The organism is Dokdonella sp. (assembly GCF_035511235.1).
Classification (GTDB): Bacteria; Pseudomonadota; Gammaproteobacteria; order Xanthomonadales; family Rhodanobacteraceae; genus Dokdonella.
In genome coordinates this window covers 12,331-39,045 of the sequence record NZ_DATKFQ010000041.1, presented here as the reverse complement: position 1 = coordinate 39,045, position 26,715 = coordinate 12,331, and the positions used below count along the sequence as shown (strand labels likewise).

The 26,715-nt window shown below is 70.5% G+C and carries 20 protein-coding genes; 10 read left to right on the top strand and 10 right to left on the bottom strand.

What is annotated here, in order from left to right; all coding sequences use genetic code 11:
• Positions 1 to 193: 193 nt before the first annotated feature.
• The 3 genes from VMR06_RS17150 to VMR06_RS17140 form a co-directional block, all read right to left on the bottom strand.
• The gene (locus VMR06_RS17150; RefSeq protein ID WP_325378637.1) at positions 194 to 1,105 is read right to left on the bottom strand and encodes a GGDEF domain-containing protein; all 912 of its coding nucleotides are present in this window, start codon (positions 1,103 to 1,105) and stop codon (positions 194 to 196) included.
• 210 nt (positions 1,106 to 1,315) lie between these two features.
• On the bottom strand, positions 1,316 to 1,615 hold the full coding sequence (locus tag VMR06_RS17145; protein WP_325378665.1) for a GlsB/YeaQ/YmgE family stress response membrane protein: 300 nt from the start codon (positions 1,613 to 1,615) through the stop codon (positions 1,316 to 1,318).
• Positions 1,616 to 1,674: 59 nt separating this feature from the next.
• Complete coding sequence (locus VMR06_RS17140) at positions 1,675 to 1,959, bottom strand: hypothetical protein (RefSeq protein ID WP_325378634.1); 285 nt, start codon at positions 1,957 to 1,959, stop codon at positions 1,675 to 1,677.
• A 143-nt stretch (positions 1,960 to 2,102) separates the two neighbouring features.
• On the opposite strand from VMR06_RS17140, the gene VMR06_RS17135 reads away from it, so the two are divergent.
• Positions 2,103 to 2,732, top strand: coding sequence for a DUF4126 domain-containing protein (locus tag VMR06_RS17135; protein WP_325378632.1), 630 nt, complete (start codon positions 2,103 to 2,105; stop codon positions 2,730 to 2,732).
• On the opposite strand, the gene VMR06_RS17130 is transcribed toward VMR06_RS17135, so the two are convergent.
• Positions 2,689 to 3,699: a LysR family transcriptional regulator gene (locus VMR06_RS17130; RefSeq protein ID WP_325378629.1), complete on the bottom strand. Its 1,011-nt coding sequence runs from the start codon at positions 3,697 to 3,699 to the stop codon at positions 2,689 to 2,691. The genes VMR06_RS17135 and VMR06_RS17130 overlap by 44 nt on opposite strands.
• Before the next feature lie 429 nt (positions 3,700 to 4,128).
• Here VMR06_RS17130 and aceA point away from each other — a divergent pair, with 429 nt between their 5' ends.
• The 3 genes from aceA (at position 4,129) to VMR06_RS17115 (ending at position 9,510) form a co-directional block, all read left to right on the top strand.
• The gene (gene aceA / locus VMR06_RS17125) at positions 4,129 to 5,433 is read left to right on the top strand and encodes an isocitrate lyase (RefSeq protein ID WP_325378627.1); all 1,305 of its coding nucleotides are present in this window, start codon (positions 4,129 to 4,131) and stop codon (positions 5,431 to 5,433) included.
• A 161-nt stretch (positions 5,434 to 5,594) separates the two neighbouring features.
• The gene (locus VMR06_RS17120; protein WP_325378624.1) at positions 5,595 to 6,662 is read left to right on the top strand and encodes a GGDEF domain-containing protein; all 1,068 of its coding nucleotides are present in this window, start codon (positions 5,595 to 5,597) and stop codon (positions 6,660 to 6,662) included.
• A 202-nt stretch (positions 6,663 to 6,864) separates the two neighbouring features.
• Entirely contained in the window at positions 6,865 to 9,510 is a 2,646-nt protein-coding gene (locus VMR06_RS17115) for a putative peptide modification system cyclase (RefSeq protein ID WP_325378622.1), read from the top strand.
• 47 nt (positions 9,511 to 9,557) lie between these two features.
• On the opposite strand, the gene VMR06_RS17110 is transcribed toward VMR06_RS17115, so the two are convergent.
• Positions 9,558 to 9,839 (bottom strand): NHLP-related RiPP peptide, encoded by a 282-nt coding sequence (locus tag VMR06_RS17110; RefSeq protein ID WP_325378619.1) that lies wholly within the window; start codon positions 9,837 to 9,839, stop codon positions 9,558 to 9,560.
• Positions 9,840 to 10,029: 190 nt separating this feature from the next.
• On the opposite strand from VMR06_RS17110, the gene VMR06_RS17105 reads away from it, so the two are divergent.
• Positions 10,030 to 11,196 carry a putative peptide maturation dehydrogenase gene (locus VMR06_RS17105; protein ID WP_325378617.1) on the top strand — a complete coding sequence of 389 codons (1,167 nt, stop codon included), beginning with the start codon at positions 10,030 to 10,032 and terminating at the stop codon, positions 11,194 to 11,196.
• 81 nt (positions 11,197 to 11,277) lie between these two features.
• On the opposite strand, the gene VMR06_RS17100 is transcribed toward VMR06_RS17105, so the two are convergent.
• Positions 11,278 to 14,211, bottom strand: a complete 2,934-nt coding sequence (locus VMR06_RS17100; RefSeq protein ID WP_325378614.1) for a serine/threonine-protein kinase — start codon at positions 14,209 to 14,211, stop codon at positions 11,278 to 11,280.
• Between the two features lie 5 nt (positions 14,212 to 14,216).
• A complete protein-coding gene (locus VMR06_RS17095; RefSeq protein WP_325378612.1) occupies positions 14,217 to 14,768 on the bottom strand; it encodes an ECF-type sigma factor in 552 nt (183 codons plus the stop codon).
• A 445-nt stretch (positions 14,769 to 15,213) separates the two neighbouring features.
• Between VMR06_RS17095 and VMR06_RS17090 the strand changes: the two genes are divergently transcribed.
• The gene (locus tag VMR06_RS17090) at positions 15,214 to 16,872 is read left to right on the top strand and encodes a hypothetical protein (RefSeq protein ID WP_325378610.1); all 1,659 of its coding nucleotides are present in this window, start codon (positions 15,214 to 15,216) and stop codon (positions 16,870 to 16,872) included.
• 411 nt (positions 16,873 to 17,283) lie between these two features.
• On the opposite strand, the gene VMR06_RS17085 is transcribed toward VMR06_RS17090, so the two are convergent.
• The 3 genes from VMR06_RS17085 to groES form a co-directional block, all read right to left on the bottom strand.
• Positions 17,284 to 18,804: a hypothetical protein gene (locus VMR06_RS17085; protein ID WP_325378608.1), complete on the bottom strand. Its 1,521-nt coding sequence runs from the start codon at positions 18,802 to 18,804 to the stop codon at positions 17,284 to 17,286.
• Between the two features lie 186 nt (positions 18,805 to 18,990).
• Positions 18,991 to 20,637, bottom strand: coding sequence for a chaperonin GroEL (gene groL / locus VMR06_RS17080; protein ID WP_325378606.1), 1,647 nt, complete (start codon positions 20,635 to 20,637; stop codon positions 18,991 to 18,993).
• A gap of 66 nt (positions 20,638 to 20,703) precedes the next feature.
• Entirely contained in the window at positions 20,704 to 20,991 is a 288-nt protein-coding gene (gene groES / locus VMR06_RS17075; protein WP_067650820.1) for a co-chaperone GroES, read from the bottom strand.
• A gap of 492 nt (positions 20,992 to 21,483) precedes the next feature.
• On the opposite strand from groES, the gene VMR06_RS17070 reads away from it, so the two are divergent.
• The 4 genes from VMR06_RS17070 to VMR06_RS17055 all read left to right on the top strand — a co-directional run bounded on the left by VMR06_RS17070 (position 21,484) and on the right by VMR06_RS17055 (position 26,648).
• On the top strand, positions 21,484 to 23,394 hold the full coding sequence (locus VMR06_RS17070) for an endonuclease (RefSeq protein ID WP_325378571.1): 1,911 nt from the start codon (positions 21,484 to 21,486) through the stop codon (positions 23,392 to 23,394).
• A gap of 97 nt (positions 23,395 to 23,491) precedes the next feature.
• Positions 23,492 to 23,815 carry a divalent-cation tolerance protein CutA gene (gene cutA / locus VMR06_RS17065; RefSeq protein ID WP_325378569.1) on the top strand — a complete coding sequence of 108 codons (324 nt, stop codon included), beginning with the start codon at positions 23,492 to 23,494 and terminating at the stop codon, positions 23,813 to 23,815.
• Positions 23,816 to 23,837: 22 nt separating this feature from the next.
• Positions 23,838 to 26,081: a protein-disulfide reductase DsbD gene (locus VMR06_RS17060; protein ID WP_325378567.1), complete on the top strand. Its 2,244-nt coding sequence runs from the start codon at positions 23,838 to 23,840 to the stop codon at positions 26,079 to 26,081.
• Between the two features lie 3 nt (positions 26,082 to 26,084).
• A complete protein-coding gene (locus VMR06_RS17055; protein WP_325378565.1) occupies positions 26,085 to 26,648 on the top strand; it encodes a TlpA disulfide reductase family protein in 564 nt (187 codons plus the stop codon).
• Positions 26,649 to 26,715 lie beyond the last annotated feature (67 nt).

Here is a 26,715-nt window from a genome sequence, read left to right as displayed (position 1 = left end):
CAACGAAACGTATCGTAGAACGGATCGGGACGAAAGCACCCCCATCCGCGCGGTGTGCGGCGCGGCCGTCGGGGGTGCTGCGACGCATGAATGATAGCAGTACCGGTTCGGCACGCCGGATCGGGGCTGGCCCGCGTCCATAGGTCACGGTTATCGCGCCGCCGCTCGGAAGCTGGCCTGAACGCACGGCCGGTCAGTTCAGCGTCGAGCAGACCTTGTTGCGCCCGGCCTGCTTGGCGCGGTAGAGCTGTTCGTCGGCAGCGCGCAGCAGCTTGCTGACGGTATTGGTCTCGGCATCGCGGCTGGCCACGCCGATGCTGATCGTGATGCCGGGCGGCACCGGCGGACCGGTGTCGGCGTACAGGTCGAGCGCGGCGACCGCGGTGCGCACGCCCTCGGCGAACGACACGGCGTGCTCGAGCGGCTGCTCGGGCACGATGATCGCGAACTCCTCGCCGCCGATCCGCGAGACGATCAGCTCCTGCGGCGCCTGCTCGCGCAGGATCGCCGAGACCCGCCGCAGCACGATGTCGCCGGCCGGATGGCCGTAGCGGTCGTTGACTTCCTTGAAGTGGTCCAGGTCGATGATCAGCAGTGCCAGCGGCCGGCTGTGGCTGGCCGCGCGCGCCAGTTCCTTCTCGAGCAGTTCCAGGAACTGGCGGCGGTTGTAGAGCTCGGTCAGCGGATCGATCGTCGCCAGCAGGTAGAGCTCTTCGTGATAGCGCACCTCGAGCGATGAGGTGTCCATGAACTTGAACACCCAGCTGCCGATCGTGATGTGGTCGCCGTCCTTGAGCTCGGCCTCGATGATCGGCTGGTCGTTGATGAAGGTCTTGTTGGTCGAATCCAGATCCTTGATGCGATAGCCGGACGGCTCGAGCCAGATGCGGCTGTGCAGCCGCGAGATGCTGTGCTCGAGCAGCTGCAGGCCGGCCTCGGGCGAACGCCCGATCAGCAGCGGAGCGAGGCCCAGATCGATGCGCTGGCCGAGGCGCTGGCCCTGCAGCACGATCAGGCAGGCCTGGCCGTGCTCGACGCCGAGCTCACGCTGTGGCCGGATCGTGCGTCGCTGGGTGGTGCTCGGATCGTCGTCGCGCGAACTCATGGGTGTCGAGGCAGGGCCAGCACGAACACGCCGGACGTGTCCGGCAGGAGACGGATGACCGGTTCGGACGGCTGTTTCAGAGGAGAGGCTTGCGCTGCGGACGCCACGCCGCTTCGGGCGTTAGCGTAGCAGACCCGGGCCGGCGGGGAAGCGGGCCGGCGGGCCGGAAGCGTCGCGCGGCCGGCGGCCGCACGACGCCGTGGAGCGGCGTCAGGCTCGTTTGATCAGCCCGATGATGACCAGCAGGATGACCGCGCCGATCAGCGCGTTGATGATCGCGGCGACGATGCCGCCGCCGATCGCGAGGCCGACCTGCGGCAGCAGCCAGCCGGCCAGGAACGCGCCGACGATGCCGACGACGATGTTGCCGAGCAGGCCGAATCCGTGCCCCTTGACGATGATGCCGGCCAGCCAGCCGGCGACGGCGCCCACGATGAGCCAGACGAGGACAGTTTCGATTGCCACGTTGTGATCCCCTTTCCCAGCGTCGCCCGATGCGACGGGGCTCATTCTGCGCCGAGCCCGGCCGCCGATCATGGCGCACCGCGTCAGCCGCCGATGCGCCGGACTCAGGGACCGGGCTGGCCCGGCTCGCGGGCGCCGGGCTTGGGCGGCGGCGCGGCGGCGCGGCGGGCCTGGGCCCGCTCGCGGATCGCCGCCAGCGCCTCGGGCCCGAGCATCGCCGAATCGGGCCGCGCGCGCGCGGCCACGCGCTCGGCGGCGATCGAGAACACGAGGCCGAACAGGCCGATCGTCGTACTCAGGATGCCGAGGCCGAGGATGCCCGGGCGGTGCGTCGTCAGCGACACGCCGATGCCGAGCACGATCAGTCCGAACATGATCCAGCGAACCATCCGCACCTCCGTCGAGCCGGCCGCACCGGGACCGTGACGCTAGCAGAACCGCGGCGCGACCGGCGCCCGCCGATCGGCTGTTTGCGGCCGCGAGCCGGCGCGCTACCCTGCGAACGGGCGCACCGCCCGATCCGGTCGTCATCATGGAATCGATCTCGCACGTCGCGCTCGCCGCGGGCCTGGCCTGGGCCAGCGGATTCCGTCTGTACGCGGCGGTCTTCGTGATCGGCCTGCTCGGCCGGTTCGGCTATCTCGCGCTGCCGGACGCGCTGCAGGTGCTCGAGCACGACTGGGTGCTCGGCGCCTCGGGCCTGATGCTGGTCGGCGAGTTCCTGGCCGACAAGGTACCGGCCTTCGATTCGCTGTGGGATGCGCTGCACACGTTCGTGCGCATCCCGGCCGGCGCGTTCCTGGCCTGGGGCGCGATGGGCGACGCCGGGCCTGCCGCGCAGATCGCCGCCGCGCTGCTCGGCGGCGTGGTCACCAGCGGCACGCACCTGTTCAAGAGCGGCGGGCGCGCGGCGATCAACACATCGCCGGAGCCCTTCAGCAACTGGGCCGCGAGCCTCGGCGAGGACGGGCTCGTGCTCGGCGGCCTGTATCTGGCGATCGCGCATCCGATGCTGTTCCTGGTCCTGCTGCTGGCGTTCCTGATCCTGGTCGCCTGGCTGGTGCCCAAACTCTGGCGCTTCGTCGGCCGCGTGCTGCGCCGCCTGCGCGACGGGCCGGTCAGCGCTCGGAATGACCCGATTCGAAGTAGTCCCGACGCATGAACAGGCCCGGCCGGATCAGATCCACGAAGGCGCGCGCCTCGGCGCTCAGATAGCGGCCCTTGCGGATCACGACGCCGTAGCTGCGCTGCGGAAAGTACTGACGCAGGTTGCGCACGGCCAGGCGGCCGCGGTCGGCGTCGGTGATGCAGATGCCGGTCACGATCGAGATGCCCAGCCCCATCGCGACGTACTGCTTGATGACCTCCCAGCCGCCGACCTCGATCGCGACGTGGAACGGCACCTTGCGCTGCTGGAAGATCAGATCGACCAGGCGGTAGGTGGTCAGCCGCTTCGGCGGCAGGATCAGGCCGTACGGCGACAGATCCTCCAGGCGCACGTCGCTGCGCGAGGCCAGCGGATGGTCCGGCGCCATGATCAGCAGCGGATCGAAGTGGTAGATCGGCTCGTAGCTGAGGTCGACCGGCACCTCGAGCATCGAGCCGACCGCGAAGTCGACCTGGTCCGAACGCAGCAGCGCGAGACCGTCGCGGCCGGTCACGTTGTGCAGATGCAGGCGCACCGACGGATGCGCGGTCCGGTAGCGCGCCACCATCGACGGCAGCAGGTACTGGATCGTCGAGGCGCCGGCGGCGATGTTGAGCTCGCCGCCGGCCAGTCCCTGCAGCCGCGACCGGAACTCGCCGTCGAGCGCGTCGAAGCCTTCGATCAGCGGCTGCGCCAGTTCATACAGCAGTTGCCCCTCGCGGCTCAGCGCGACGCGCCGCCGCCGGCGCTCGACCAGCACCACGCCGAGTTCCTGCTCGAGCGCGGCCAGCTGCAGGCTGACCGCCGGCTGCGACAGGAACAGCGCTTCGGCCGCGCGCGACAGCGTGCCGAGTTTGGCGATCGTGCAGAACGCACGCAGCTGTTTGACGCGGCTGCCCTTGTAATAGAAGCGCGCGGACGCTGCCGGACGCTGTGAAGAGGCGGCCGGCACCGCCGATTCCGGTCGTTTCTCGTCGTTCATCGCCCATCCTTTCAAGCGCTTGGCGGCTAATTTAACATTTCTTATGGTCTGCATTTAAACATTTGCTTTGTAAATTTGCGGCATCGCGCCATAGTCTGGCGGTTCCGAAAGCCGGAGTGGCGTCATCGTGGCGATGCTGAGTTCGACCGACCCTGGCCCCGCGCCGCACACGGCGGGCTGCTCGACGGCGCGCCGCCGCCGGCGCGCGATGCTCGCTGAATGCCCCGCTGCGGGAACCGGTGCGGCAAGAACCCGTTCACGCGCCGCCGGGAATCCTCGGCTGCGTGGCCGCACGGCGCTCGCCATGCCGCATCTCGGCGACGGTCCGAGCCGGCGCGGCATGCTTCGCCGGTGCCGGCCGTCCGGCCCGTTCGCATCCCTGCCCGTTTCGTTCGAGACCGGCCTCACCCCCACCAGGAGCCCCTTCCGATGAGCAAGACCTCGCTGCCGACCGCCGACCAGATCACGCTCGACTGGAACAACAACGCGCGCTGGACCGGCATCAAGCGCAACTACGGCGCCGAAGACGTCGTACGCCTGCGCGGCACCGTCGCGGTCGAGCACTCGATCGCCCGGCTCGGCGCCGAGAAGCTCTGGAAGTACCTGCACACCGAGGATTTCGTCAACGCGCTCGGCGCACTGACCGGCAATCAGGCGATGCAGCAGGTCAAGGCCGGCCTCAAGGCGATCTATCTGTCCGGCTGGCAGGTCGCGGCCGACGCCAACCTGGCCGGCCAGATGTATCCGGACCAGTCGCTGTACCCGGCCGACTCGGTGCCGGCCGTGGTCAAGCGCATCAACAATGCGCTGCTGCGCGCCGACCAGCTCTACCACGCCGAGGGCGACGACAGCATCGACTTCCTGCAGCCGATCGTCGCCGATGCCGAAGCCGGCTTCGGCGGCGTGCTCAACGCGTTCGAGCTGATGAAGGCGATGATCGAAGCCGGCGCCGCCGGCGTGCATTTCGAGGATCAGCTGGCCAGCGTCAAGAAGTGCGGCCACATGGGCGGCAAGGTGCTGGTGCCGACGCGCGAGGCGGTCGAGAAGCTCAATGCCGCGCGGCTGGCGGCCGACGTCTGCGGCGTGCCGACCCTGCTGGTCGCGCGCACCGACGCCGAGGCCGCCAACCTGCTGACCAGCGACGTCGACGAGAACGACCGTCCGTTCACGACCGGCGAGCGCACCGTGGAAGGCTTCTACAAGACCCGCGCCGGCCTCGACCAGGCGATCTCGCGCGGCCTGGCCTATGCACCGTACGCGGATCTGGTCTGGTGCGAGACCGGCAAGCCGGATCTGGAATTCGCACGCAGGTTCGCCGAGGCGATCCACGCCCGGTTCCCCGGCAAGATGCTCGCGTACAACTGCTCGCCGAGCTTCAACTGGAAGAAGAACCTCGACGACGCGACGATCGCCAAGTTCCAGAAGGAAATCGCCGCATACGGCTACAAGTTCCAGTTCATCACGCTGGCCGGCTTCCATGCGCTCAATTATTCGATGTTCCATCTCGCGCACGGCTATGCGCGCCGCCAGATGAGCGCGTTCGTGGAGCTGCAGGAAGCGGAGTTCGCGGCCGCCGATCGCGGCTTCACGGCGGTCAAGCATCAGCGCGAGGTCGGCACCGGCTATTTCGACCAGGTCACGCAGGCGATTCAGCAGGGTCAGTCCTCGACGACCGCGCTGACCGGCTCGACCGAGGAAGAGCAGTTCCACGGAGGCACCAAGAGCGCGGCCTGACCGGCGCCGGATCGGGACCGGGCGGCCCGACCTGGCCGCCCGACCCGGTCCGGCCTCGCGCCGGCGGCGCCGCATGCGCCGCCGGACCGCGGCCGCACTGGCGCGCGGCTTCCGGTAGGCTATGATCAGGGGTTTGGTACGAACCACGCGGGGTGGTCATCGTGTCCTCAGTGCCGCCGGTATCGCAAGCGGGTGCCGAACCGTCCGCGGCGCGGTCGCCCCCGCCTGCCCCGGCCACCCATCCGCGACAGCTCTCCGCGGCCGAACTGGATCTGTTCATCCGTGTCGGCACGCCGCGCGACGCCAACGGCGGCGACCTGATCTTCCACCGCGGCGAACAGGGCCGCAGCATGTTCGTCGTGCAGGCCGGGCAGGTGCGCCTGCAGTTCGGCGACAGCGTCGTCGACAAGCTGATCGGCCCCGGCGAGTTCTTCGGCGAACTGGCACTGTTCATCGGCAACCACGCCCGCGTCGCCAACGCGATCGCGTCGGAGCCGAGCCGGCTGTGGGTAGTCGGCCACGACACGTTCTCGGCCCTGCTCGACAGCGAGCCGCGCCTGCTGGCGCTGTTCATGCAGCGTTCGTTCGCCTACCTGGTCGCCAGCGAGCAACAGCTGATCGCCAATCTGCGCCGGCGCAACGAGGACCTGATGGTCACGCTCGACTCGCTGCGCCAGACCCAGACCCAGCTGACGACCGCGCAGCGCCTGGTGCAGACCGACGAGCTGACCGGGCTGTGCAACCGGCGCGGACTGTCGATCTACCTGGACCAGCTCCAGCAGCGGCGCGTACCCGATACCCTGCTCGGCCTGCTGCTGATCGACGTCGACCATTTCAAGCAGATCAACGACCGCTGCGGACACCTGATCGGCGATTCGGTGCTCAAGGCGATCGCCGACGCGCTGCGCGAGGCCGCCGCGGCCTGCGACATGCCGTGCCGCCTCGGCGGAGACGAATTCGCGTTCCTGGCGCAGATCGCCTCGCTGGACGAGCTGCGCGCGCGGGCCGACCGGATCGCCGCGTCGATCCGCGCGCTGCGCATGCCGATCGGGTCCGAGACCTTGCGCATCGCGGTCAGCATCGGCGGCGGCCTGTGCCCGTCCGACGGCGGCTGGACGGCCTGGTACAGCGAGGCCGATACGGCCCTGTACGGGGTGAAGGGCAACGGCGGCGATGGTATAAACGTAAAGCATATGGACGCCGGCCGGGATTCTCCGGCATTCTGCTAGCCAGGACCGCCCGCCCGCAGAGGGCCGGGCGGATTCGCGTGGACCAGCGGGAGCGGCACCGACACGATCGTCGGTATCGAAGAACAAGCGCATCCGAGCATGGCGCCGGAGGCGTACCTAGATCGACCGGACGACGTATCCGGTCCACCAGGTGCGAGATCCCCCAGGGATTTCGCCTGTAGCCAGGGAGTGTCGTCGCTTCATGGAAGCCACCGCCCAGTCATTGCCCGATCCCGCGCGCGATCGCGCCAAGCCGTTGCTGCGCACCCTGGTGCTGTGCGACCTGGTCGACTCGACCGCCCTGGTCCACAAGCTCGGCGATCTGGCGGCCACCCATCTGATCCGCCGCCACGACCGGTTCGCGCGCGCGCTGCTGCAGGTCCACGACGGCCACGAGATCGACAAGACCGACGGCTTCCTGCTGATGTTCGACCGGCCGATCCAGGCCGTGGCGTTCGCGCTGGACTATCAGCGCAACCTGCATCAGTTCAACCTGCAGGAAGGCAGCGAGCTCAAGGCGCGGGTCGGCATCCACGTCGGCGACGTGCTGCTGTGGGACAACGGCGAGGAGGAGATCGCCAAGGGCGCCAAGCCGGTCGACATCGAGGGGCTGGCCAAGCCGGTCACCTCGCGCCTGGCATCGCTGGCGCGGCCCGGACAGATCCTGCTCTCGGGTGTCACCTGGTCGCTGGCGCATCGCGCCCAGGGCGAGCTGAGCGAGCCGGTCGACAAGATCCGCTGGCGCGCGCACGGCCGCTTCCGCTTCAAGGGCGTGCCCGAGCCGATCCCGGTGTTCGAGGTCGGCGAAGAGGGCCTGGCGCCGTTCCGGACGCCGCCGTGGTCCGGCAAGGCGCACCGCGAGGTGCCGTTCTGGCGGCGGCCCTCGGTGCTGGTGTTCGAGGCGCTGCTGATCGCGCTGGCGATCATCGTGCCGGTCTACATGATGCTGCGCTCGCCGCCGGCGATCGCGTTCGCGAGCCGCGACTGGGTCGTGGTCGGTGACTTCCAGAACCACACCGACCAGTCGATCTTCGACGACTCGCTGCAGGTCGCGTTCCGGATCGGCCTGGAGCAGTCGCGCTACGTCAACATCCTGTCCGACCTCAAGGTCCGCGACACCGTCATGCGCATGAAGCGCGACCCCACCGCCACGCCGATCGACCGCGCGATCGGTTCGGAGGTGGCGCTGCGCGACGGCGCGCGTGCGCTGATCCTGCCGAGCATCGCCGAGATCGGCGGGCGCGTCCGCGTGACGGCCGAAGTCGTGGACCCCAAGACGCAGACCACCGTGTACTCCGAATCGGCCGACGGTGTCGGCGCCGATTCGGTGCTGCCGTCGCTCGACAAGGTCAACCGCCAGCTGCGCGAACGGCTCGGCGAAGCCGTCGCGGTGATCTCGACCGATGCCAAGCCGCTCGAGAAGGCCACCACGTCGAATCTCGACGCGCTGCGCGCCTATTCGCTCGCGGTCGCCGAGGACAGCAAGGGCAATACCAAGGAAGCGATCCCGCTGTTCCGCCAGGCCGTGGCGCTGGACGGTGATTTCGCGCTGGCCCGGGTCGGCCTCGGCCGCACCCTGCTGCTGAGCGGATCGGCCGACGCCGCCGAGGTCAAGCGCGAGCTCGAGCAGGCGGTCAACATGGTCGACCGCCTGTCCACGCGCGACGCGCTCTACGCACAGGCCTGGCTGGCCAACAATGCCGCGCCGCGCGCCGCACTCGAGAAGTGGCAGCTGATGGAACAGCTGTATCCGGACTCGACGCCGGCCAGCGGCGGCATGGGCTATTTCTCGTGGCAGGCCGCCAACGATTTCGGCGAGGCGATCCGGGCGATCGAGAAGATCGCGGTCGCGACCAATCCGCGCCGCGGCATGGCCGATTACCTGCTGGCCACGCTGTACCTCGGACAGGAGCGCTTCGCCGATGCCCATGCGCGCTTCAAGGATGCGCAAGCCAACGGCTTCAGCTCGCGCAACCTGTTCTATGCGCATCTGTTCGCGGCGCAGCGCAGCTTCGACCAGGCCGACGCCCTGCTGACCGGCGGCAAGAGCACCGGCATCGCCACCAGCGACGCCGACATCTGGTACACGCGCGTCGCCCTGGCGCTCGACCGGGGCCGCTGGAACGATGCGCTCGGGTTGCTGGAACAGGCGCAGGCCGAGACGCGGACGCTGCGCGGCAGCCGCCATTACGATCTGCAGACCATCGAGCAGATCATGAAGGCGCGCAGCGCGCCCGGTGCCGACAGCCGGGCCGCGCTGGCGGCGTACTTCAAGCAGATCGAAGGCTCCACGCTGCAAGCCCCGTCGCGCCAGTTCAACCAGCTGATGGTGGCCTATCTGGCGGCGACGCAGGACGACGTCGAACTCGCGCAGCGGGCGCTGGCCGCGGCTGCGGCGTTCAGTCGCAAGGGCGACTATCCGTACCTGTCGAGCCTGATGACCGTGGTCGAGGCCGAGCTGCTGCGCGCCCAGGGCAAGCCGCGCGAGGCGATCGCCCTGCTCGAACCGTACATGGACGGACGCGAGTACTACTTCAGCCATCAGGTCCTGCTCGACGCCCATCGCGCCGCAGGCGACGACGCGGCCGCGCTGAAGCAGGCGCGCTGGCTGGCCGAGCACCGCGGCAGGGCCTATGCCGAACAGTTCGGTCAGCTCGCGCTGATTCCGTTCAACGTCATGCTGTCGGATCTGGCCTGGCTCGAGGCCTCGACGCTGGCGGCGCGGGCCGGACGGGCCGAAGACGCCGCCGACGCCAAGTCACGCCTGCTGACGGCCTGGCCGGAGGCGATGTCGCTGGGCTTCGTACGCCGGCAACTGGCGCCGGACGAACCGCCCGCCAAACGCTGATCGCAAACGTCGACGCGCCGATCGCGCCGCCGCCGCGCCGCGGCCGATCAGCTCGACCCGAGCTTCACCCAGGGCACGTTCATCGCCATCGTCGCGTTGACGGCTACCTCGCGCTGTTTCTGCATCAGGTCGCTCAGCGCCGTTTTCGGCGGCAGCGGCTTGGGCTTGAGGCAGGCGGCCGGCAGCCGGTTGATCAGTTCGACCGGGATGCCCAGCTCCTGCAGCGCCTCGGCCGGCGCCGACTCGAACCGGGTCCGAAAGGCGTCGTCGGACGAAATCCGCTGGAGCAGGCTTTCCGCCTGCGAGGAAGTCAAAAGACCGTCGCTCATTGGTATTCCCCTGAATTACGGCTGCCATCATAGCGTTGGCCTCGCGGACTTGCCATTACACGGGGACCCTCCGAACGTCGCATGTCCCTCGCGCAATGCACCCGATCGGCCGGCCGTTCGACCAGGGCCACGCCGTCCGAAGCGGCGCCTACAATGGCGCTTCGTTCATCGGTAACTCCAGGATCGCGCCATGCGTCTACGCCGCTGCCAGTTCGTGATGTTGGAGCTGCGCGAACGCCTTGGCGTGGATCTGCAGCTCCTGCTCGCCGACCAGCCGCGCCTGGCATTCCAGACGCAGTGGGTCGCGTTGGCGGCCCACCTGGAACATCCGGTGACGCTCGACGCACAGGAGATCACCGTCATCGGACGGCTGTCGGCCAGCGAGTGGATCACGTTGGAGGAGGCCGGTCTGCAGCGCGACGATGCGGCGCTCGCGCAGCTGCGCGAGAAGGGTCTGGTGTTCGAGGCAACCGACTCGAATGCGGCGCATGACGCCGACACGCGGCTGCGCGGCTGCCACTGGCACGGCCTGGCCGCGGTCGCGCATCGGCACCTGCGCTGGTCCGGTGTCGACAGCATCGCCGAACAGCAGCGCTTCGCCGAGCTGTTCGACGGCGAGCCGATGGCGCATCTGCACGATCCGCCGCCGCCGGTGTTCGCACTCGGTTCCGCGCAGCCGCGCGTGGCGCTGCCGAGGGCAGCGTCCTCGCCGCTGCTCGACCTGCTCGCGCGCCGCGTCACCTGCCGCAACTTCGACCAGAGCCGCCCGCTGCCGCAGGCGGCGTTCGCGTTCGTGCTCGACGCGACGTTCCGCGCCCTGGCGCAGGTCGAGGTCACCGGCGTGAGCGTGCTCAAGAAGGGCACGCCGTCGGCCGGCGGCCTGCACCCGACCGAAGCTTACCTGCTGATCCAGAACGTCGAGGGCGTCGCGCCCGGTCTCCATCACTACCACGCGCTCGATCATGCGCTCGAGCCGCTGCAGACGCTCGATGCGGCCGACGTGCGCCGGCTCGCCTCGCGCCTGCTCGCGGTGCAGGACTATCTCGCCGATGCGCCGGCGATCGTCGTCTACGTCAGCCGTTTCGAGCGCAATTTCTGGAAGTACCGCCAGCACGCCAAGGCCTACCGCGCCGCGATCCTCGACGTCGGCCACCTGTCGCAGACGCTGTATCTGGCCGCGACCGAACGCGGGCTCGGCGCGTTCTTCACGGCCGCGGTCAACGAGGTCGACATCGAGCAGGCGTTCGGGCTCGATCCGATGCAGCAGGGCGTGATCGGTGTCGGCGGCTTCGGCCGGCGCGGCCCGACACGGCACGAGATCGAGTTCGATCCGCTGCACGCGGTCTGGCCGGACTGAAGCGCACGGCGGCGCGTGCGCAGCCGCCATGGTTCGCGTCGCCAGCGGCAGGCGCGACCCGCCACGGCGGCGGCGCGCGCTTCAGCGCCGCGTGACCGCCGTCGCGGCCTCGGGTCCGAGCGCGGCGGCCAGCCGCCGAGCCTCGCGCAGCGCAAGCGTCTGGTCCGGTGCGGTCAGGCGTCCGACCGCGCGCTGGGCGTCCTCGCGCGCACCGGCGAGATCGCCGCTGTCGCGGCGCAGGCGCGCACGCTCCAGATACAACGATCCGAGGAAGGTGCCATCGGTCTCCCCGGCGCCGGGCTCGGCCGCTTCCAGGATCGCCCGCGCCGCCTCGAACAGCGCCGCCGCTTCGTCACGTACGCCCGGATCGCGCGTCGCTACCAGGCTCGCGGCCAGGGCGACGCGCGCCGCCGCGACCTCGGCATGCGCCTCGCCGTAGGTGCGCAGCAGCGATGCCAGTCCCTGCCGGCGCAGCGCGACGGCCTCCTCATAGCGGCCTTGCGCATGGCGCAGGCTGCCGGTGACCGTGGCCGCATACATCTCGCCGTACGGATCGGAGCCCCCACTGCGCGCGCGCGTGCGGGCCGCCGCTGCGGCTGCCTCGGCGACCTCGGGCTCGGCGTCGGCGACGCGGCCGGCGGCGATCAGCACGTCGGCGAGCTTGAACCGGGTCAGCCAGGCGTAGACGCTGTCGCCGCCGGCTGAGCGGAACGCCTCGATCGAGGCGCGGTAGCGCCGCACCGCCAGGTCGAGATCGCCCTGCGCGAGCGCCAGGTTGGCGTGGAACTGCAGCGCCTGCGCGTACTGGCCCGACGGCGTGCCGCCGAGGATCGCGATCGCCTCACTGAGCGAGCGATCGGCTGCCTCGAAGCGGCCGGTGCGCCGCTGCAGATCGCCCAGGCGCAACAGCGTGCCGCCGATCAGCACGTGGCCGGCCGGCAGCTGCGCGCGCTCGATGCGCAGCGCCGTCTCGTAGTCGACCAGCGCCTCGTCGTAGCGGCGCTGCACGCGCAGCGCGTCGCCGCGCCGGCTGTGCAACGTCACGCCACGCGCGTGATCCTCGCCGTGCGTGGCAGCGACGATCCGCAGCGCCTCGTCGAACAGCGACAGGGCCTCCGGATAGCGGCCGCGCTCCTGCACGATGTTGCCGAGCACGCCGAGCGGCTCGATCAGCTCGGCATGGCCGTCCCCGTATCGTGCACGCGCAACCTCCAGCGCATGGCGCGCGAGCCGCTCGGCCTCCTCGGAGCGCCCCTCGATCATCTCGATCACCGCCAGGCGCGCCTCGGCCTCGACGGTGCTGGCATGGTCGGCGCCGCGGCTCTGCCGCAGCTGCGCGACGGCCTCGCGCAGCATCGTACCGGCGCGTGCGCTGTCGCCGGTCGCGTAGACCGCGCCGGCATGGGCGGCCAGTGCCTCGGCGGCCGCGGCGCTGTGCGGTCCCGACAGCGTGGTCTGCAGCGCCCAGGCGCGGCGCAGCGTCGCCTCGCCACCGGCGCGGTCGTCGAGGCCGACCTGCAGCTGGCCCAGGTCACGCAGCAGCTCGGCCTGCAGTTCGGGCTCGGCGGCCAGGGTCGCGTCGATCTGCGCAACGCCCTCGCGGATCAGCTCCGGCGCGGTGCGCGCCTGTGCCTTGGCCCGGCTGATCGGATCGTGCTCGCGGAACAGCGTCAGCATGAAATCCTTGACGCGCTCGGTACGCGCCAGCTGGCGCTCGGCGTGCTGGCGCTCGGTCGCGGCCTGACGCGCCTGCTCGCGCGCGATGCGCGCCTGCCACAGCGCCGCGCCGAGGCCGGCCAGCAGCGACAGCGCGATCAGCGTCGCGGCCGCGACGCCGAGCCGATGCCGCCGCGCGTAGCGACCGAGGCGATATGCCGCCGAATCGGCACGCGCGGCGATCGGCCGGCCGTCGAGCCAGCGGCGCAGATCCTCGGCGAACGCCGCCGCGGTCGGGTAGCGGCGGGCCGGCTCGCGCTGCAGCGCGGTCGCGGCGATCACGTCCAGATCGCCGCCGAGCCGGCGCGCCAGGCGCCGCCCGTCGGCCGCATCGCCGTACAGCGCGGCCAGACGATCGCGCGACTGCCGGACGGCCATCAGGCTGAGCCGCTGACTGGTCTCGTGCGCGGCCTCGTGCGCGAGCTGGGCCGCGCTGGCAGCGCGTCGCTGCTGCGGCAAGGCACCGGTCAGCAGCTCGGACATCAGCAGGCCGAGCGCGTAGACGTCGGCAGTGGTGCCGACCGGCTCGCCGAGGATCTGCTCCGGCGCCGCATAGGCCGGCGACAGCACGCGCGCGCCGGTGCCGGTGACGGTCTGCTCGCCGGTGTCCTCGATCAGCTTGGCGATGCCGAAATCGAGTACGCGCGGCTCGCCATCCGCGTCGACCAGCACGTTGGACGGCTTGAGGTCCCGATGCACGACCAGGTGCGCGTGCGCGTAGGCGACCGCGTCGGCGACCTTCGCCAGCAGCGCGATCCGCGCCGCGACGTCGAGCCGGCGTTCGGCCGCATGCACCGTGACCGGGCTGCCATGGACGTGCTCCATGACGTAGAACGGGCGGCCGTCCGCGGTCATGCCACCGTCGAGCAGGCGCACGATGTAGGCGTGGCGCAGCCGCGCCAGGATGCGCCGCTCCTGCACGAAGCGGCGCACGATCGCGGCGCTGTCCATGCCGCGCTTGATGATCTTGACGGCAGCCTGCTGCTCGTACGCGCCGTCGGTGCGCTCACCGAGCCAGACCACGCCCATGCCGCCCTCGCCGATCGGATGCAGCAGCCGGTACGGGCCGGCCCGGCGGTCGGGCGGGGCGCCGTCGAGCAGATCGGGCACCGCCCCGGCGACGCCGGCGTCGAGCACGGCGCTGCCGCCGGCATCGGCCGCCAGCAGCGCGCGCACCTCGGCGGCCAGGGCCGGATCCTCGAGCGCGTCCAGACGCCGCGCCCGCGTTTCGGCGTCCAGATCGACCAGCGCATCGAACGCAGCCGCGACGCGCTTCCAGTGTTCGGCGGCCTCGTTCATCGCCGCTATGCCGCCGACAGCGCGTGCTGCAGGAACGCGCGGGCGCGCCGCCAGTCGCGCTTGAGCGACCGCTCCGAACGGCCGATCTGCTCGGCGATGTCGGCCAGCTCCAGCCCGCCGTAGAAGCGCATCTCGACCAGGGCCGCCAGCGGCGCGTCGAGTTCGCCGAGCCGGACCAGGGCATCGTCGAGCGCGAGCAGATCCTCGTCGCGCTGCTCGGCGGCCAGATGCAGAGCACCGGTATCGAGCGCGGCGAACTGCAGATCGCCGCCGCGCCGCAGCGCACTGCGCGCGCGGACGTGGTCGACCACGATCTGGCGCATCGCGCGCGCGGCGACCGCGAAGAAATGGCCGCGGTCGTTGACCGCCAGCGCGCCGTGATGGGCCAGCTTGAGATAGGCCTCGTGCACCAGCGAGGTCGCGCGCATCGCCGGCTCGCCGCGCAGCTGGCCGGCCGCCAGCCGCCGCAGCTCGTCGTAGAGCAATGCGAATACGCGTGCCGACGCGTCCGGGTCGCCGTCGCGCGCCTTGCCGATCAGTTCGGTGATCTCGGCCACGGGCCCTCCCCGTCTGCTGGCCGGTACGGTGCCATGCGCCGCCGTGACCTGGCAATCGCCAGCCCCGCGACCGACCGCGGCGGGCCCGGCAGGCGGGCGCCGACCGAGCCCGACGCCCGGTCCGGCCCGGCGCGGGAATCGGGGCGCGCGAGCGGCCGGCGAGGCGGCCCCAAGCCCGTCCCAAGCAATCCCCAATGCGTGCGGCCAAGCCGTCGAAGGTCCTGCGGCTTTCCTAAAGCCTCCGGGGCGAATGCGCGTCACGCTGCCTCGCCGCCGCGCATGCCGCGATCCGCACCCAGATCCGAGGAGTCCCGCCATGGATGCCCTGCCGTCCCGCCCCGTCCACCACAGATCTGCGATCGCCGATGACCGGGCCGCCTTGCACCCGCTATCGACCCGGGCGACGGCAGGTCGCGCCGGGCGCCGCCCGCTGCTGCCGCTGGCGATGCAGATGCTGCTCGCCTCGGCCGGCGGCGCGGCCGGCCCCGCCGCTGCCGCGATCTTCACCGTCGGCTCGCCCTCGGGCTCGGGGCAGCCGTGTACGCACGGCACGATCCAGTCGGCGATCAATGCGGCCAATGCCGGTCCCGGATTCGACACGATCCGTCTGACGCGGTCGCTGAGCTACGAGCCGGAAGCCAATGCCGTGGTCACCAGCCAGGATCTCAACATCGTGGGCGGCTTCGCGACGTGCTCGCAGAGCGACGGCGACGGCATCAAGACCGTGGTCAGCGGCGGTCTGTCCGGGACGCAGCCGGTGTTCTCGATCACCGCCAACGGCAGCGCGATCGTCAAGCTGCGCCATCTGGAGATCAGGCGATCGCCGGGGAGCGGCATCGCGTTTTCCGGCAACGGCATCCTGCAGGTGATCGAGAGCACGATCACGCTCAACCGCGGTGGCGGCATCGCCGCTTCGGCGACCGGAACCGATGCCGAACTGATCCTCGACACCGGCACCCTGGTGACGTTCAACGGCGGCGCCGGCGTCGCCCTGCACGGCCCGATCGAGATGACGATGATCGCGCCGCAGACGATGATCGCCTACAACACTTCGGGCTCGGCAGGCGGAGGGCTGTACGTGGGCGCCGGCGCGCATGCCTACGTCGGATCGCCGGGATTTTCCGGCCTGCCCGCGATCTATGCGAACGAGGCGACGTCGCTGGGCGGCGGCATCTACAACGAAGGCACGCTGAAGCTGTTCGCGACGCAGCCGTCCAGGCCGGTCGGCGTGGTCGGCAACGCCGCTTCCTGGGGCGCCGGCATCGAATCGCGCGGGACGACCTGCGCCTGGGACTTCAGGATCGACGACAACACCGGATGGCGCGGGCCCGCCGTGCATGTGAGCGGGGTCCTCATCATGAACCGGGACGGCTTCGCCGAATGCACGCCACATCCCGCCGCGGTGCGGTGTACGGCCGGCGACACCTGCAACAGCGTCTCCGGCAACACCTCCGAGGATCCCAACGGCGCCGGCGCGATCCATCTCGACGACGGCTACCTGTCCGCCGACCGCATCCGCCTGCGCGACAACCGCGCCCGCTTCATGGTCTACGGCAGCGACAGCGACATCACGCTCCGAAACTGCCTGATCGCCGGCAACATCGCCGACGACGCGCTGCTCGCCGCTGACGGAGCCACGACGATCGGCAACGCGCTGGTGATGCTCAACTGCACCGTGTCGCGCAACCAGATCGGCAGCCATACGCTCTCCGCGAGCAACTATCTGGGAATCAGCAAGAGCATCCTCGACCAGCCCGGTCGCGGCGTGCGCTATCTCGGCAGCTCCGGCTACTTCGTCGATCACCTCCTGGCCGCCGATCTCGGTGGCCTGCCGGCGCTGCCGACGATCGTGCAGGCCGACCCGATGTTCGTCGCGCCGGATGCAGGCGACTATCGCCTGAGGTTCCTGTCGCCGGCCGTCGATTTCGCGCCGGCCGACAGCTTCAGCAGCGTCGATCTCGCCGGCCGTCCGCGCGATGTGGATCTCACCCATCAGGCCAACAACTACGGGCCGCGCGACCTCGGCGCGTTCGAGCGCGAGCACGGCCCTTGGGACTGCGGCGCCGAGGACGCGGTCTTCTGCGACACCTTCGACTTCAAGTGAGCGGCCCGGCGGCCTGGACACGATAGGGAACCGGATGCATCGAAGCTGTGGCTCGCGCTGAGCCTGGCCTCGACCACGCCCGCCGCACCGAATCGGGTCGTCAACGGCGGGTTCGGCACCGATCTGTCGGGCTGACGCATCGCTCACCGCACCCCCGGGCACCGCTGGACCTTGACTCGCGGCCCAGCTCAAGCTCGGCCCGGGTCATCCACACGCCGGCCGACGGCACGGACCGGGTTTTCCCACCCGTGCAGTGCATTCCGCTCACAGCCGGGTCGCTATCGCATCCTCGCGCACGGCCGTCTCGCCGAGCCAGGCCAGTGGCCACCTCGTCGCGAACGTCCGGTTGTCGTTTCCCGGGGGAAACGTCACGCCGTCGTCAGCGCAGCCTGCGGCGGCCCGCCCGGACCGTCACTCGAAGTCGCCGTCGAACAGCCGATCGAAGCGCGCGCGGACGAGGGTCACGAAATCGATGCCCTTGGAGTTCCCGTCCTCGAAGAAGGTGCGGCCGAACATCAGCGCGGACCCCTCGCCGTACGCCATGCCGTGGATCTGCGAATACGGGCCGCTCATGCCGGCGCCGGTCGGATCGTGGACCACGTAGTTGCGCCAGCCGGCCGTGCCGAAGCCGGTGTCCAGCGAGCCATCGCCGTTCAACCGCACCAGGGTGAAGCGCGTGCGCGTGCTCTCGCTCGCGCTTGGGAATGGGAACGACGTGCGAGCAAGCAGGATCTGGCCGCCGGGCAGCAGCGCAAGCGTGCTGGAGGTTTCGCCGAACGGCGACAGCGTGGTGTTGCCTGGCGGCGCCATCAGACGCAGCCCGAAACTCGCATCGAGCATGCCGGCCGGATCGAACCGCGTCACCAGCGCGCAACAGCTCTGCGAGCCGTTGTTGCCGTTGCCGGCGACGATCGCACGGCCCCGCCGGTCGAGCACCACGGCGGCGGCATCGATGCCGTTGAACCCGGCCGGCGCTTCGACGTCGACCCGTCCCTGCGTTCCGAACTGCGGGTCCGGCTGACCATCGGGGAGCAGTTGCAGCAATACCAGGTTCGGCCCGTTGCTGTTGCCGCGCAGGCCAGCCAGCAGAACGCGATGGTCCGGTCGCACGGCCAGGGCGCGCAGATCGCGCACGCCATTGGTGGCGGGCACGGCGGGGGAGACGAAACCCTTGCCGCCGCCGAAGCTCGGATCGTTGCTGCCGTCGGGCCGGAAACGCCACACCTGCCACTGAAAGGCCTGGACGCCGGCCAGCAGCCAGCGCCCGGCACCATCACGCGCCAGCGCCGAGACGCGGAAACCGGTTCCGGGCACGGAGGGGGGGCCGGCCGGAAAATCCTCATCGGGGCTGCCGTCGTGATGGAAGCGCAGCAGGCAGACGCCGGTCCAGATCACCGCGCCGTCGCCGTCGACGGCCACGCGGACCGGATGCGACCCGCCGCAGGGCGCGTCGATCTCGACGCGACCGTCGCCGGCGAAACTCGTGTCCCAATCGCCGTTGCGATGCATGCGCACCAGCCACTGCGCGTCGTCGCCGTCGTTGAGGGTCCAGTAGAAACGTCCGTCCGAGAGCGCGGCCAGTCCGCCGAGCCACTCGGGCGAGCCGAGCGTGCTGTCGGGTCGCGCGATCAGCAGTTCGCCGCCGTTGCCGAAGGTGGCATCCAGCTCGCCGGTCGCGAGGGCCTGCCCGGTCGCGACCAGGGTCCAGGCGACCGCCAGGCAGCGGCCCAGGCGCGTGCATGTACGAAGTGCGTGCATGGCGGCTCCTCGTCCCCGCCGCTTCGGACGCAGCGTAGCGCCATCGGCGCCTCGGAGCCAGGTTGCCGACCGCGGCGCCGGGTACAGGGCATGCTGGCGCCCTGCCCGGCAGGTCCGGAGCCATCGGCGCGATGCGGGGTCCGGTCGGGCAGGACCCGGTGTTTCAGCGAGCACTTCGGCCGCTCGACCGGCACCAGCCGCGGCCCGCATCGCGGCGTGCGCCCATCCACCGGCCGGACCCGGGGCGGTCGCGCTCGCCGCCACGGCGCTGCGGACGGCGCGTTCCGCACCGAGCCCCCGGAAAACACGAAGCCCGGCACAAGGCCGGGCTTCGTGGTCATTCGGGAAAGTGGACGGGAATCAGAAATCCATGCCGCCCATGCCGCCCATGCCGCCGCCGGCCGGGCCGTGGCTGTGGGCTTCTTCCTTCTTCGGCGCTTCGGCGACCATCGCCTCGGTCGTGATGACCAGGCCGGCGATCGACGCGGCGTTCTGCAGCGCGGTGCGCGTGACCTTGGTCGGGTCCAGGATGCCGAGCTCGACCATGTCGCCGTACTCGCCGGTCGCGGCGTTGTAGCCGAAGTTGCCCTTGCCCTCGGCGACCTTGTTGAGGATCACGCTGGGCTCTTCGCCGGCATTGGTGACGATCTCGCGCAGCGGCGCTTCCATCGCGCGCTTGGCGATCTGGATGCCGTGGGTCTGCTCCTCGTTGTCACCCTTGAGCTTGGCCAGCGCCGACAGCGCGCGGATCAGCGCGACGCCACCGCCCGGGACCACGCCTTCCTCGACGGCCGCACGCGTGGCGTGCAGAGCGTCCTCGACGCGCGCCTTCTTCTCCTTCATTTCCACTTCCGTCGCCGCGCCGACCTTGATGACGGCCACGCCGCCGGCCAGCTTGGCCACGCGCTCCTGCAGCTTCTCGCGGTCGTAGTCCGAGGAGGTCTCCTCGATCTGCGCCTTGATCTGCTTGATGCGCGACTGGATCGCGGCCGCCTCGCCGGCGCCGTCGATGATCGTCGTGTTCTCCTTGGTGATCACGACCTTCTTGGCGCGGCCCAGATCCTTGAGGGTGGCCTTCTCGAGCTGCAGGCCCACTTCCTCGGAGATCACCTGGCCACCGGTCAGGATCGCCATGTCCTCGAGCATCGCCTTGCGGCGGTCGCCGAAGCCCGGCGCCTTGACGGCCGCGACCTTGACGATGCCGCGGATCGTGTTGACGACCAGGGTCGCCAGCGCCTCGCCTTCGACTTCCTCGGCGACGATCAGCAGCGGCTTGCCGGCCTTGGCGACGCCCTCGAGCACCGGCAGGAGCTCACGGACGTTGGAGATCTTCTTGTCGTACAGCAGCACGAACGGGTCTTCGAGCTCGACCTGCTGGCTCTGCTGGTTGTTGATGAAGTACGGCGACAGGTAGCCGCGGTCGAACTGCATGCCCTCGACGACGTCGAGCTCGTTGTCCAGGCCCGAACCTTCCTCGACCGTGATCACGCCTTCCTTGCCGACCTTGTCCATCGCCTCGGCGATCAGCTTGCCGATCAGCTCGTCGCCGTTGGCCGAGATCGTGCCGACCTGGGCGATCGACTTGGAGTCCGCCGACGGCTTGCTGAGCTTCTTGAGTTCCTCGACGGCGGCGATGACGGCCTTGTCGATGCCGCGCTTGAGGTCCATCGGGTTCATGCCGGCGGCGACGGCCTTGAGGCCTTCGCGGATCAGCGCCTGGGCGAGAACGGTCGCGGTGGTGGTGCCGTCACCGGCCACGTCGGAGGTCTTGGAAGCGACTTCCTTGACCATCTGCGCGCCCATGTTCTCGAACTTGTCGGCCAGCTCGATCTCCTTGGCGACGGACACGCCGTCCTTGGTGATCGTCGGCGAGCCGAAGCTCTTCTCGAGCACGACGTTGCGGCCCTTCGGGCCCAGCGTCGCCTTCACGGCGTTGGCGAGGGTGTTGACGCCGCGCAGGATGCGCGCACGGGCGTCTTCGGAGAAACGAATGTCTTTGGCTGCCATGGAACGGATTCCTTCGATGGATTGCGTGGGGGTGCGGATGCGTCGAGTGCGGCGCGCGGCGCCGGCTTACTCGATGACCGCCAGGATGTCTTCTTCGCGCATGACCAGCAGGTCTTCGCCGTCGACCTTGACCTCGGTGCCCGAGTACTTGCCGAACAGGACCTTGTCGCCGGTCTTGACCGCGATCGGACGGACCTTGCCGTCCTCGAGAATCTTGCCGTTGCCGGCCGCGATGACTTCGCCGCGGCTGGGCTTCTCGGCGGCGCTGTCGGGGATGACGATGCCGCCGGCCGAGACCTTTTCCTCTTCCAGGCGCTTGATGATCACGCGATCGTGCAGGGGGCGCAGTGCCATGGGGTGCTTCCTTCAGCAGGTGGGTTGAATGGTTAAGTTGTTGAATTACATACACATAATCAAGCGTTGTTAGCACTTGATCGCAGTGAGTGCCAATTCTAGCGGCGCACTCCGGTCAACGGAAGCCACCGCAGGCGTGGCTGCCACTTGGAGGCGCGCCGGGCCGCTTCAAGGGCTGCGCAGCATCGGCAGCGTCGGGGCCGCCCCGGCGTCGGGCGTCGAAGGCACCGGATGGCGGCCGCGGCCGGCCCGCCGGCACCGATCACGCAAGCCATGTGGTCCGGGGCGGACACCGCCGCCGGCAGGCGGCCGAATGGCAGCGGCCGAGGCGATCCCCGGCCGGACGATCACCCGATGCCACGCGTGGACGCGCCGGTCGTCTCGCGCCGCACAGACGTGACGGCGCTACGCGCCGCCGTCACGACACCCTGCTAGAGTCGCGCCTCTTTTTTTCGTGCCCGGCTGCGGGACGCCTCGGGGAGGAGGCAGGCGATGAGCCATCACATCCTGACCGCGCTGCGCGCCTGCGCCGCACTGCTGCTCGCCAGCGCGAGCGGCGCCGCGCTGGCGCAGTCGATCGCGCTGACGCCGGACACGCCGGCGAACGAGAGCTTCGATTCGCTGGCCGCCAGCGGCACCGCGACGACGCTGCCGAACGGCTGGTACCTGCTCGAGACCGGCAGCAATGCCGACGGCCGCTACGCCGCCGACACCGGCGCGGCCAACGCCGGCAACACCTACAGCTACGGCGCGTCCGGCGGCAGCGAGCGCGCGCTCGGCATGCTGCGCTCGGGCTCGCTGACGCCGATGATCGGCGCGCGGCTGCGCAACGACTCGGCGCAGACCATCGATACCATCGCGGTCGCCTACGTCGGCGAGCAGTGGCGCCTCGGCACGGCCGGCCGGCCGGACCGCCTGGCGTTCGAGTACAGCCTCGACGCCAGCGGCCTCGGCAACGGCAGCTGGACGCCGGTCGGCGAACTCGACTTCGTCGCGCCGGTCACCGGCGGCGCGATCGGCGCGCGCGACGGCAATCTCGCCGCGAACCGCAGCGCCGTCGAAGCGGCGATCGACGGGCTCAGCCTCGCGCCGGGCGCGGAGCTGTGGGTGCGCTGGGTCGACGCCGACGCCAGCGGCGCCGACGACGGCCTGGCGATCGACGAGGTCCGCTTCACCGCGAACGGCGGCACCTCGCCGCCGCTGCCGCCGAGCGTGGTCTCGACCGTGCCGGCCGACGGCGCCGCCAATGTGCCGGCCGCCAGCGACATCCGCGTGGTGTTCAGCCAGTCGGTGACGACCGACGCGGATGCCTTCGATCTGGCCTGCGGCGGCCAGCCGATCGCACTGACCGAGACCGGCAGCGGCACCACGCGCACGCTGACGCCGGCCACCGTACTGCCGGCCGGCGGCGGCTGCGCGTTCGCGATCGACGCCGACGCCGTGCGCAACGGCGCCGGCCTGCCGCTGGCCGCGCCGGTCAGCATCGCGTTCACGGTCGCCGACGGCTCGACCGCCGGCTACTACGCGCAGGTCAATACCAGCAGTCCCGGCCAGCTGCGCTGCACGCTGCACGCGACGATCCGCGGCCATACCGCCTATCCGTACAGCGGCAGCGGCACCAGCACCTGGACGATCCTCGAGCTCGCGCAGGCGCATCCGACCGACCCGAACCGCATCCTCGACGTCTACCGCAACCGGCTCTACGTGCGCGGCAGCGACCGCGCCGGCACCGGCAGCGGCCTGACCTACAACCGCGAACACACCTGGCCCAACTCGCTCGGCTTTCCGAGCACGACCGGGGACCTCGGCCTGCCGAACGCGCCGTACACCGACACCCACATGCTGTATCTGTCCGACACGCAGTGGAATGCCGACCGCGGCAACAAGCCGTACGCGTACTGCCCGGCCTCGGCCAGCTGCGGCGAGCGCATCACCGAGGCCAACTTCGGCGTCGGCGGCGGCAGCGGCGTCTATCCGGGCAACTCCAACTGGGTCAGCGGCAGCTCGTTCGAGGTCTGGAACTTCCGCAAGGGCGACCTGGCGCGCGCGGTGCTGTACATGGCGATCCGCTACGAGGGCGGCACCGACCCGACCAGCGGCCAGCGCGAACCGGACCTGGAGCTGACCGACGATCGCAGCCGCATCGTCGGCACGTCCAACTACGACGTGCCGGCCTACATGGGCCTGCTGGCCGACTTGCTGGCCTGGCACGTGGCCGATCCGCCCGATGCCGCCGAGGTCGCGCGCAACGACGTGATCCAGACCTTCCAGGGCAATCGCAACCCGTTCATCGACCATCCCGAATGGGCGACCCGTGCATTGTTCGAGTCGGTCACGCCGGCCGTCTGCGAGCCGGCCTCGAACGAGGCGCTGTTCGTCGACGGCTTCGACGGCACGCCGTGACGCGGGCCGCCGGGCGGCGCGGCCCGGCGGCCCGATCCTCGGAAGTTGACGCGGACTGTGCGACCATCGGCGGCCTTTGCCGGTCCGCCGCCTCGCCATGTCCGCCTCGATCGTGCAGTGCACCTGCCCCGACGCCGATTCCGCGTCGCGCATCGCGCGCGCCCTGGTCGAAGCACGTCTGGCCGCCTGCGTGCAGGCGGTCGGCGGCGTCAGCTCGACCTACCGCTGGAACGAGACGATCACGGTCTCGACCGAGGTGCTGCTGCTGATCAAGACGCGGCGCGAACGCCTCGACGCGGTGCGCGACTGCGTGCTGGCGCTGCACCCGTATGAACTGCCGGAGATCGTCGCGGTCGATATCGCGTCGGGCCATCCGCCCTACCTCGACTGGATCGCGCGCGAGACCGCCGCTCCGGCCTGATCGCCCTGTGAGGAGTTGTCCCTTGTTGCGTTGTCTTTTCGCCGCCGCGCTGGCCCTGACGTCCCTCGTATCCACCGTCGCGGCGCAGGAGCAGGACGGTCTGCTGCCGGTCGAGCAGGCGTTCGTGCTGCGCGCCGAGATCCGCGAGCCCGGCCGCATCGCGCTGGAATGGACGGTCGCGCCGGACTACTACCTCTACAAGTCGCGGATCAGCGCCAAGACCGGGCAGCCGGGCCTCGCCCTCGGCGCACTCGATCTGCCGGCCGGCATCCCGAAGCACGACGAGTTCTTCGGCGACGTCGAGATCTACCACGGCACGGTCGCGGCCAGCCTGCCGTACGTGCTGAGCGATCCGAACGCGACCGCGGTCGAGTTCACCGTGACCGTGCAGGGCTGTCACGAGGTCGAGCCGCTGATCTGCTATCCGCCGCATCCGACCACGCTGCGGCTCGAGCTCCCGGCCACGCCGGCCGGCGCGCCGCCCGGCGGCGGCCTGATCGCGCTCAGCGGTGCCAGCGGCGGACTGCTCGGCCAGGTCGGCGGCCAGGACGCGCTGCCCGAGGACCAGGCGTTCGTGTTCGAGGCGATCCCGAACGGCCCCGGCGAGATCCTCGCGCGCTGGACGCTGCCGGACGGCTACTACCTGTATCGCGACAAGACCGAGTTCGCACTCGAAGGCGGCGGCGCCGAACTCGGTGCGCCGCGCTGGCCGCCCGGCCTCGATCACGTCGACGAGCATTTCGGCAATGTGGTCGTCTACTACCGCCAGGTCGAGCTGCCGATCCCGCTGCGCCGCGCCGACGCGCAGGCCGCCACCGCGACGCTGCGCGCCGCGTTCCAGGGCTGCAAGGAAAACGGCATCTGCTATCCGGTGATGACGCGTTCGATCGCGCTCGCGCTGCCGGCGCTGACCGAAGCCGAGCTCGCACAGGCCAATGCCGCGTTCGTGCCGGCCGCGGCGGTGCCGGCCGCCGCAGCCCAGGGCACCACCGGCGCGGCCGCCGACGCCTCGGCCGACAATGCGCTGCGCAGCCAGCCGCCGCAGAGCGGTGCCGCGTCGCTGGCCGGCGCGCTGCTGCTGGCCCTGCTCGGCGGCCTGATCCTCAACCTCATGCCGTGCGTACTGCCGGTGCTGTCGCTGAAGGTGATCGGCCTCGCGCAGAGCGGCGAAAGCCTCGCCAAGGCGCGCAGCCATGCGCTGTGGTACACGCTCGGCGTGCTGGTCTCCTTCGCCGTGGTGGGCCTGGCGGTGATCGCGCTGCGCGCGGCCGGCCAGGCGCTGGGCTGGGGTTTCCAGCTGCAGCAGCCGGCGTTCGTCGCGCTGCTGGTCTACGTGCTGCTCGCGGTCGGCCTGAGTCTCTCCGGCGTGTTCACGATCGGCGCCGGTCTGGCCGGTACCGGGCAGACGCTCGCAAACCGCTCGGGTCCGGCTGGGGACTTTTTCACCGGCGTGCTCGCCTGCATCGTCGCCAGCCCGTGTACGGCGCCGTTCATGGGGCCGGCGCTCGGCTTCGCGTTCGCGTCCTCGTCGCTGGTCGCGCTGCTGATCTTCCTCGCGCTCGGCCTCGGCCTGGCGCTGCCGTTCCTGCTGATCGGCTTCGTGCCGGCGCTGGCCTCGCGGCTGCCGCGACCCGGCGCGTGGATGGAGACGTTCAAGCAGGTGCTGGCGTTCCCGATGTATCTGACCGCGGTCTGGCTGGCCTGGGTGCTCGGCAAGCAGCGCGGCGTCGACGCGGTCGGCCTGGTGCTGGCCGGCGGCGTGGTGCTGGCGCTCGGCCTATGGTGGTACGAGCGCAGCCGCTGGGGCGGACGCACGCTCGGCCGCGTGCTGGCGCTGCTGGTCGTGCTGGCCGCGCTGCTGCCGCTGATCGGCATCGCGCGCCTGCCGGTGCCGAGCGCGACCATCGGCACCGGTGCCGATGCGGCCGTGCCGTACTCGGCCGAGAAGCTCGCGGCACTGCGCGCCGAAGGCCGTACCGTGTTCGTCAACATGACCGCGGACTGGTGCGTGACCTGCAAGGCCAACGAGAAGAACGTGCTCGGCACCGATCACTTCAAGGCCCTGCTCGCGGCCGCCGACGCGGTCTACATGAAGGGCGACTGGACCAATGTCGATCCGGCGATCACCGCGTTCCTGCAACAGCATCGGGCGGTCGGCGTGCCGCTGTACGTCGTGTTCGAAGGCCGCGAAGGTTCCGGGCGCGTGCTGCCGACGCTGCTGACCGCCGGCATCGTCGAAGAGGCGCTGCCGCCGGCGCGGCGCTGACCGATGCGGCTCGAGCGCACCCATCTGCTGATCGTCGCGCTGGCGCTGGCGAGCGCCGGCGCCGGTCTCGCGCTCAGCGTCTGGCTGCGGCCGTCGCGGCCGGCCGCGGCGCTGCCGGCCGATCTGCGACCGCTCGACGTCGGCGACCGCCGCCTTGACGTCGCCCTGCCCGACCGTGACGGCCGCCCGCGCCGTCTGTCCGAATGGGACGGCCAGCTCGTCGTGCTGAACTTCTGGGCCAGCTGGTGCGGTCCGTGCCGCGAGGAGATGCCGATGCTCGACGCCGCGCGGCGTCGCCATGCCGGCCACGGCGTGGAGATCATCGGCGTGGCGGCCGAAGAGGCCGAGCCCGCGCTGGCGTTCCTGCGCACGCATCCGGTCGACTATCCGATCCTGATCGACGCGCCGGGCGCCGGCCCCGATCTGTCGCTGCGCATGGGCAATACGCGCAGCGTGCTGCCGTTCAACGTGCTGATCGGCCGCGATGGCCGCATCCTGGCGCAGCGCATCGGCAACATGAACGAGTCGACGTTCGAGGCCTGGCTCGCGCCGCACCTGACGCAGTGAGACGCAACGTACGGCGCGGCCGGCACGGGCCGATGGTCCGGCGGCGATGGTTCCTGCTAAGTTAGCC

Bases quoted from the DNA above. Each gene is read 5' to 3' on its own strand.
- VMR06_RS17090 (WP_325378610.1), top strand. From the start codon at position 15,214: ATGCAGATGCTGCTCGCCTCGGCCGGCGGCGCGGCCGGCCCCGCCGCT.
- VMR06_RS17055 (WP_325378565.1), top strand. From the start codon at position 26,085: ATGCGGCTCGAGCGCACCCATCTGCTGATCGTCGCGCTGGCGCTGGCG.
- groL (WP_325378606.1), bottom strand. From the start codon at position 20,637: ATGGCAGCCAAAGACATTCGTTTCTCCGAAGACGCCCGTGCGCGCATC.
- VMR06_RS17135 (WP_325378632.1), top strand. From the start codon at position 2,103: ATGGAATCGATCTCGCACGTCGCGCTCGCCGCGGGCCTGGCCTGGGCC.
- aceA (WP_325378627.1), top strand. From the start codon at position 4,129: ATGAGCAAGACCTCGCTGCCGACCGCCGACCAGATCACGCTCGACTGG.
- VMR06_RS17105 (WP_325378617.1), top strand. From the start codon at position 10,030: ATGCGTCTACGCCGCTGCCAGTTCGTGATGTTGGAGCTGCGCGAACGC.
- groES (WP_067650820.1), bottom strand. From the start codon at position 20,991: ATGGCACTGCGCCCCCTGCACGATCGCGTGATCATCAAGCGCCTGGAA.
- VMR06_RS17070 (WP_325378571.1), top strand. From the start codon at position 21,484: ATGAGCCATCACATCCTGACCGCGCTGCGCGCCTGCGCCGCACTGCTG.
- VMR06_RS17150 (WP_325378637.1), bottom strand. From the start codon at position 1,105: ATGAGTTCGCGCGACGACGATCCGAGCACCACCCAGCGACGCACGATC.
- cutA (WP_325378569.1), top strand. From the start codon at position 23,492: ATGTCCGCCTCGATCGTGCAGTGCACCTGCCCCGACGCCGATTCCGCG.
- VMR06_RS17115 (WP_325378622.1), top strand. From the start codon at position 6,865: ATGGAAGCCACCGCCCAGTCATTGCCCGATCCCGCGCGCGATCGCGCC.
- VMR06_RS17110 (WP_325378619.1), bottom strand. From the start codon at position 9,839: ATGAGCGACGGTCTTTTGACTTCCTCGCAGGCGGAAAGCCTGCTCCAG.
- VMR06_RS17145 (WP_325378665.1), bottom strand. From the start codon at position 1,615: ATGAGCCCCGTCGCATCGGGCGACGCTGGGAAAGGGGATCACAACGTG.
- VMR06_RS17100 (WP_325378614.1), bottom strand. From the start codon at position 14,211: ATGAACGAGGCCGCCGAACACTGGAAGCGCGTCGCGGCTGCGTTCGAT.
- VMR06_RS17140 (WP_325378634.1), bottom strand. From the start codon at position 1,959: ATGGTTCGCTGGATCATGTTCGGACTGATCGTGCTCGGCATCGGCGTG.
- VMR06_RS17130 (WP_325378629.1), bottom strand. From the start codon at position 3,699: ATGAACGACGAGAAACGACCGGAATCGGCGGTGCCGGCCGCCTCTTCA.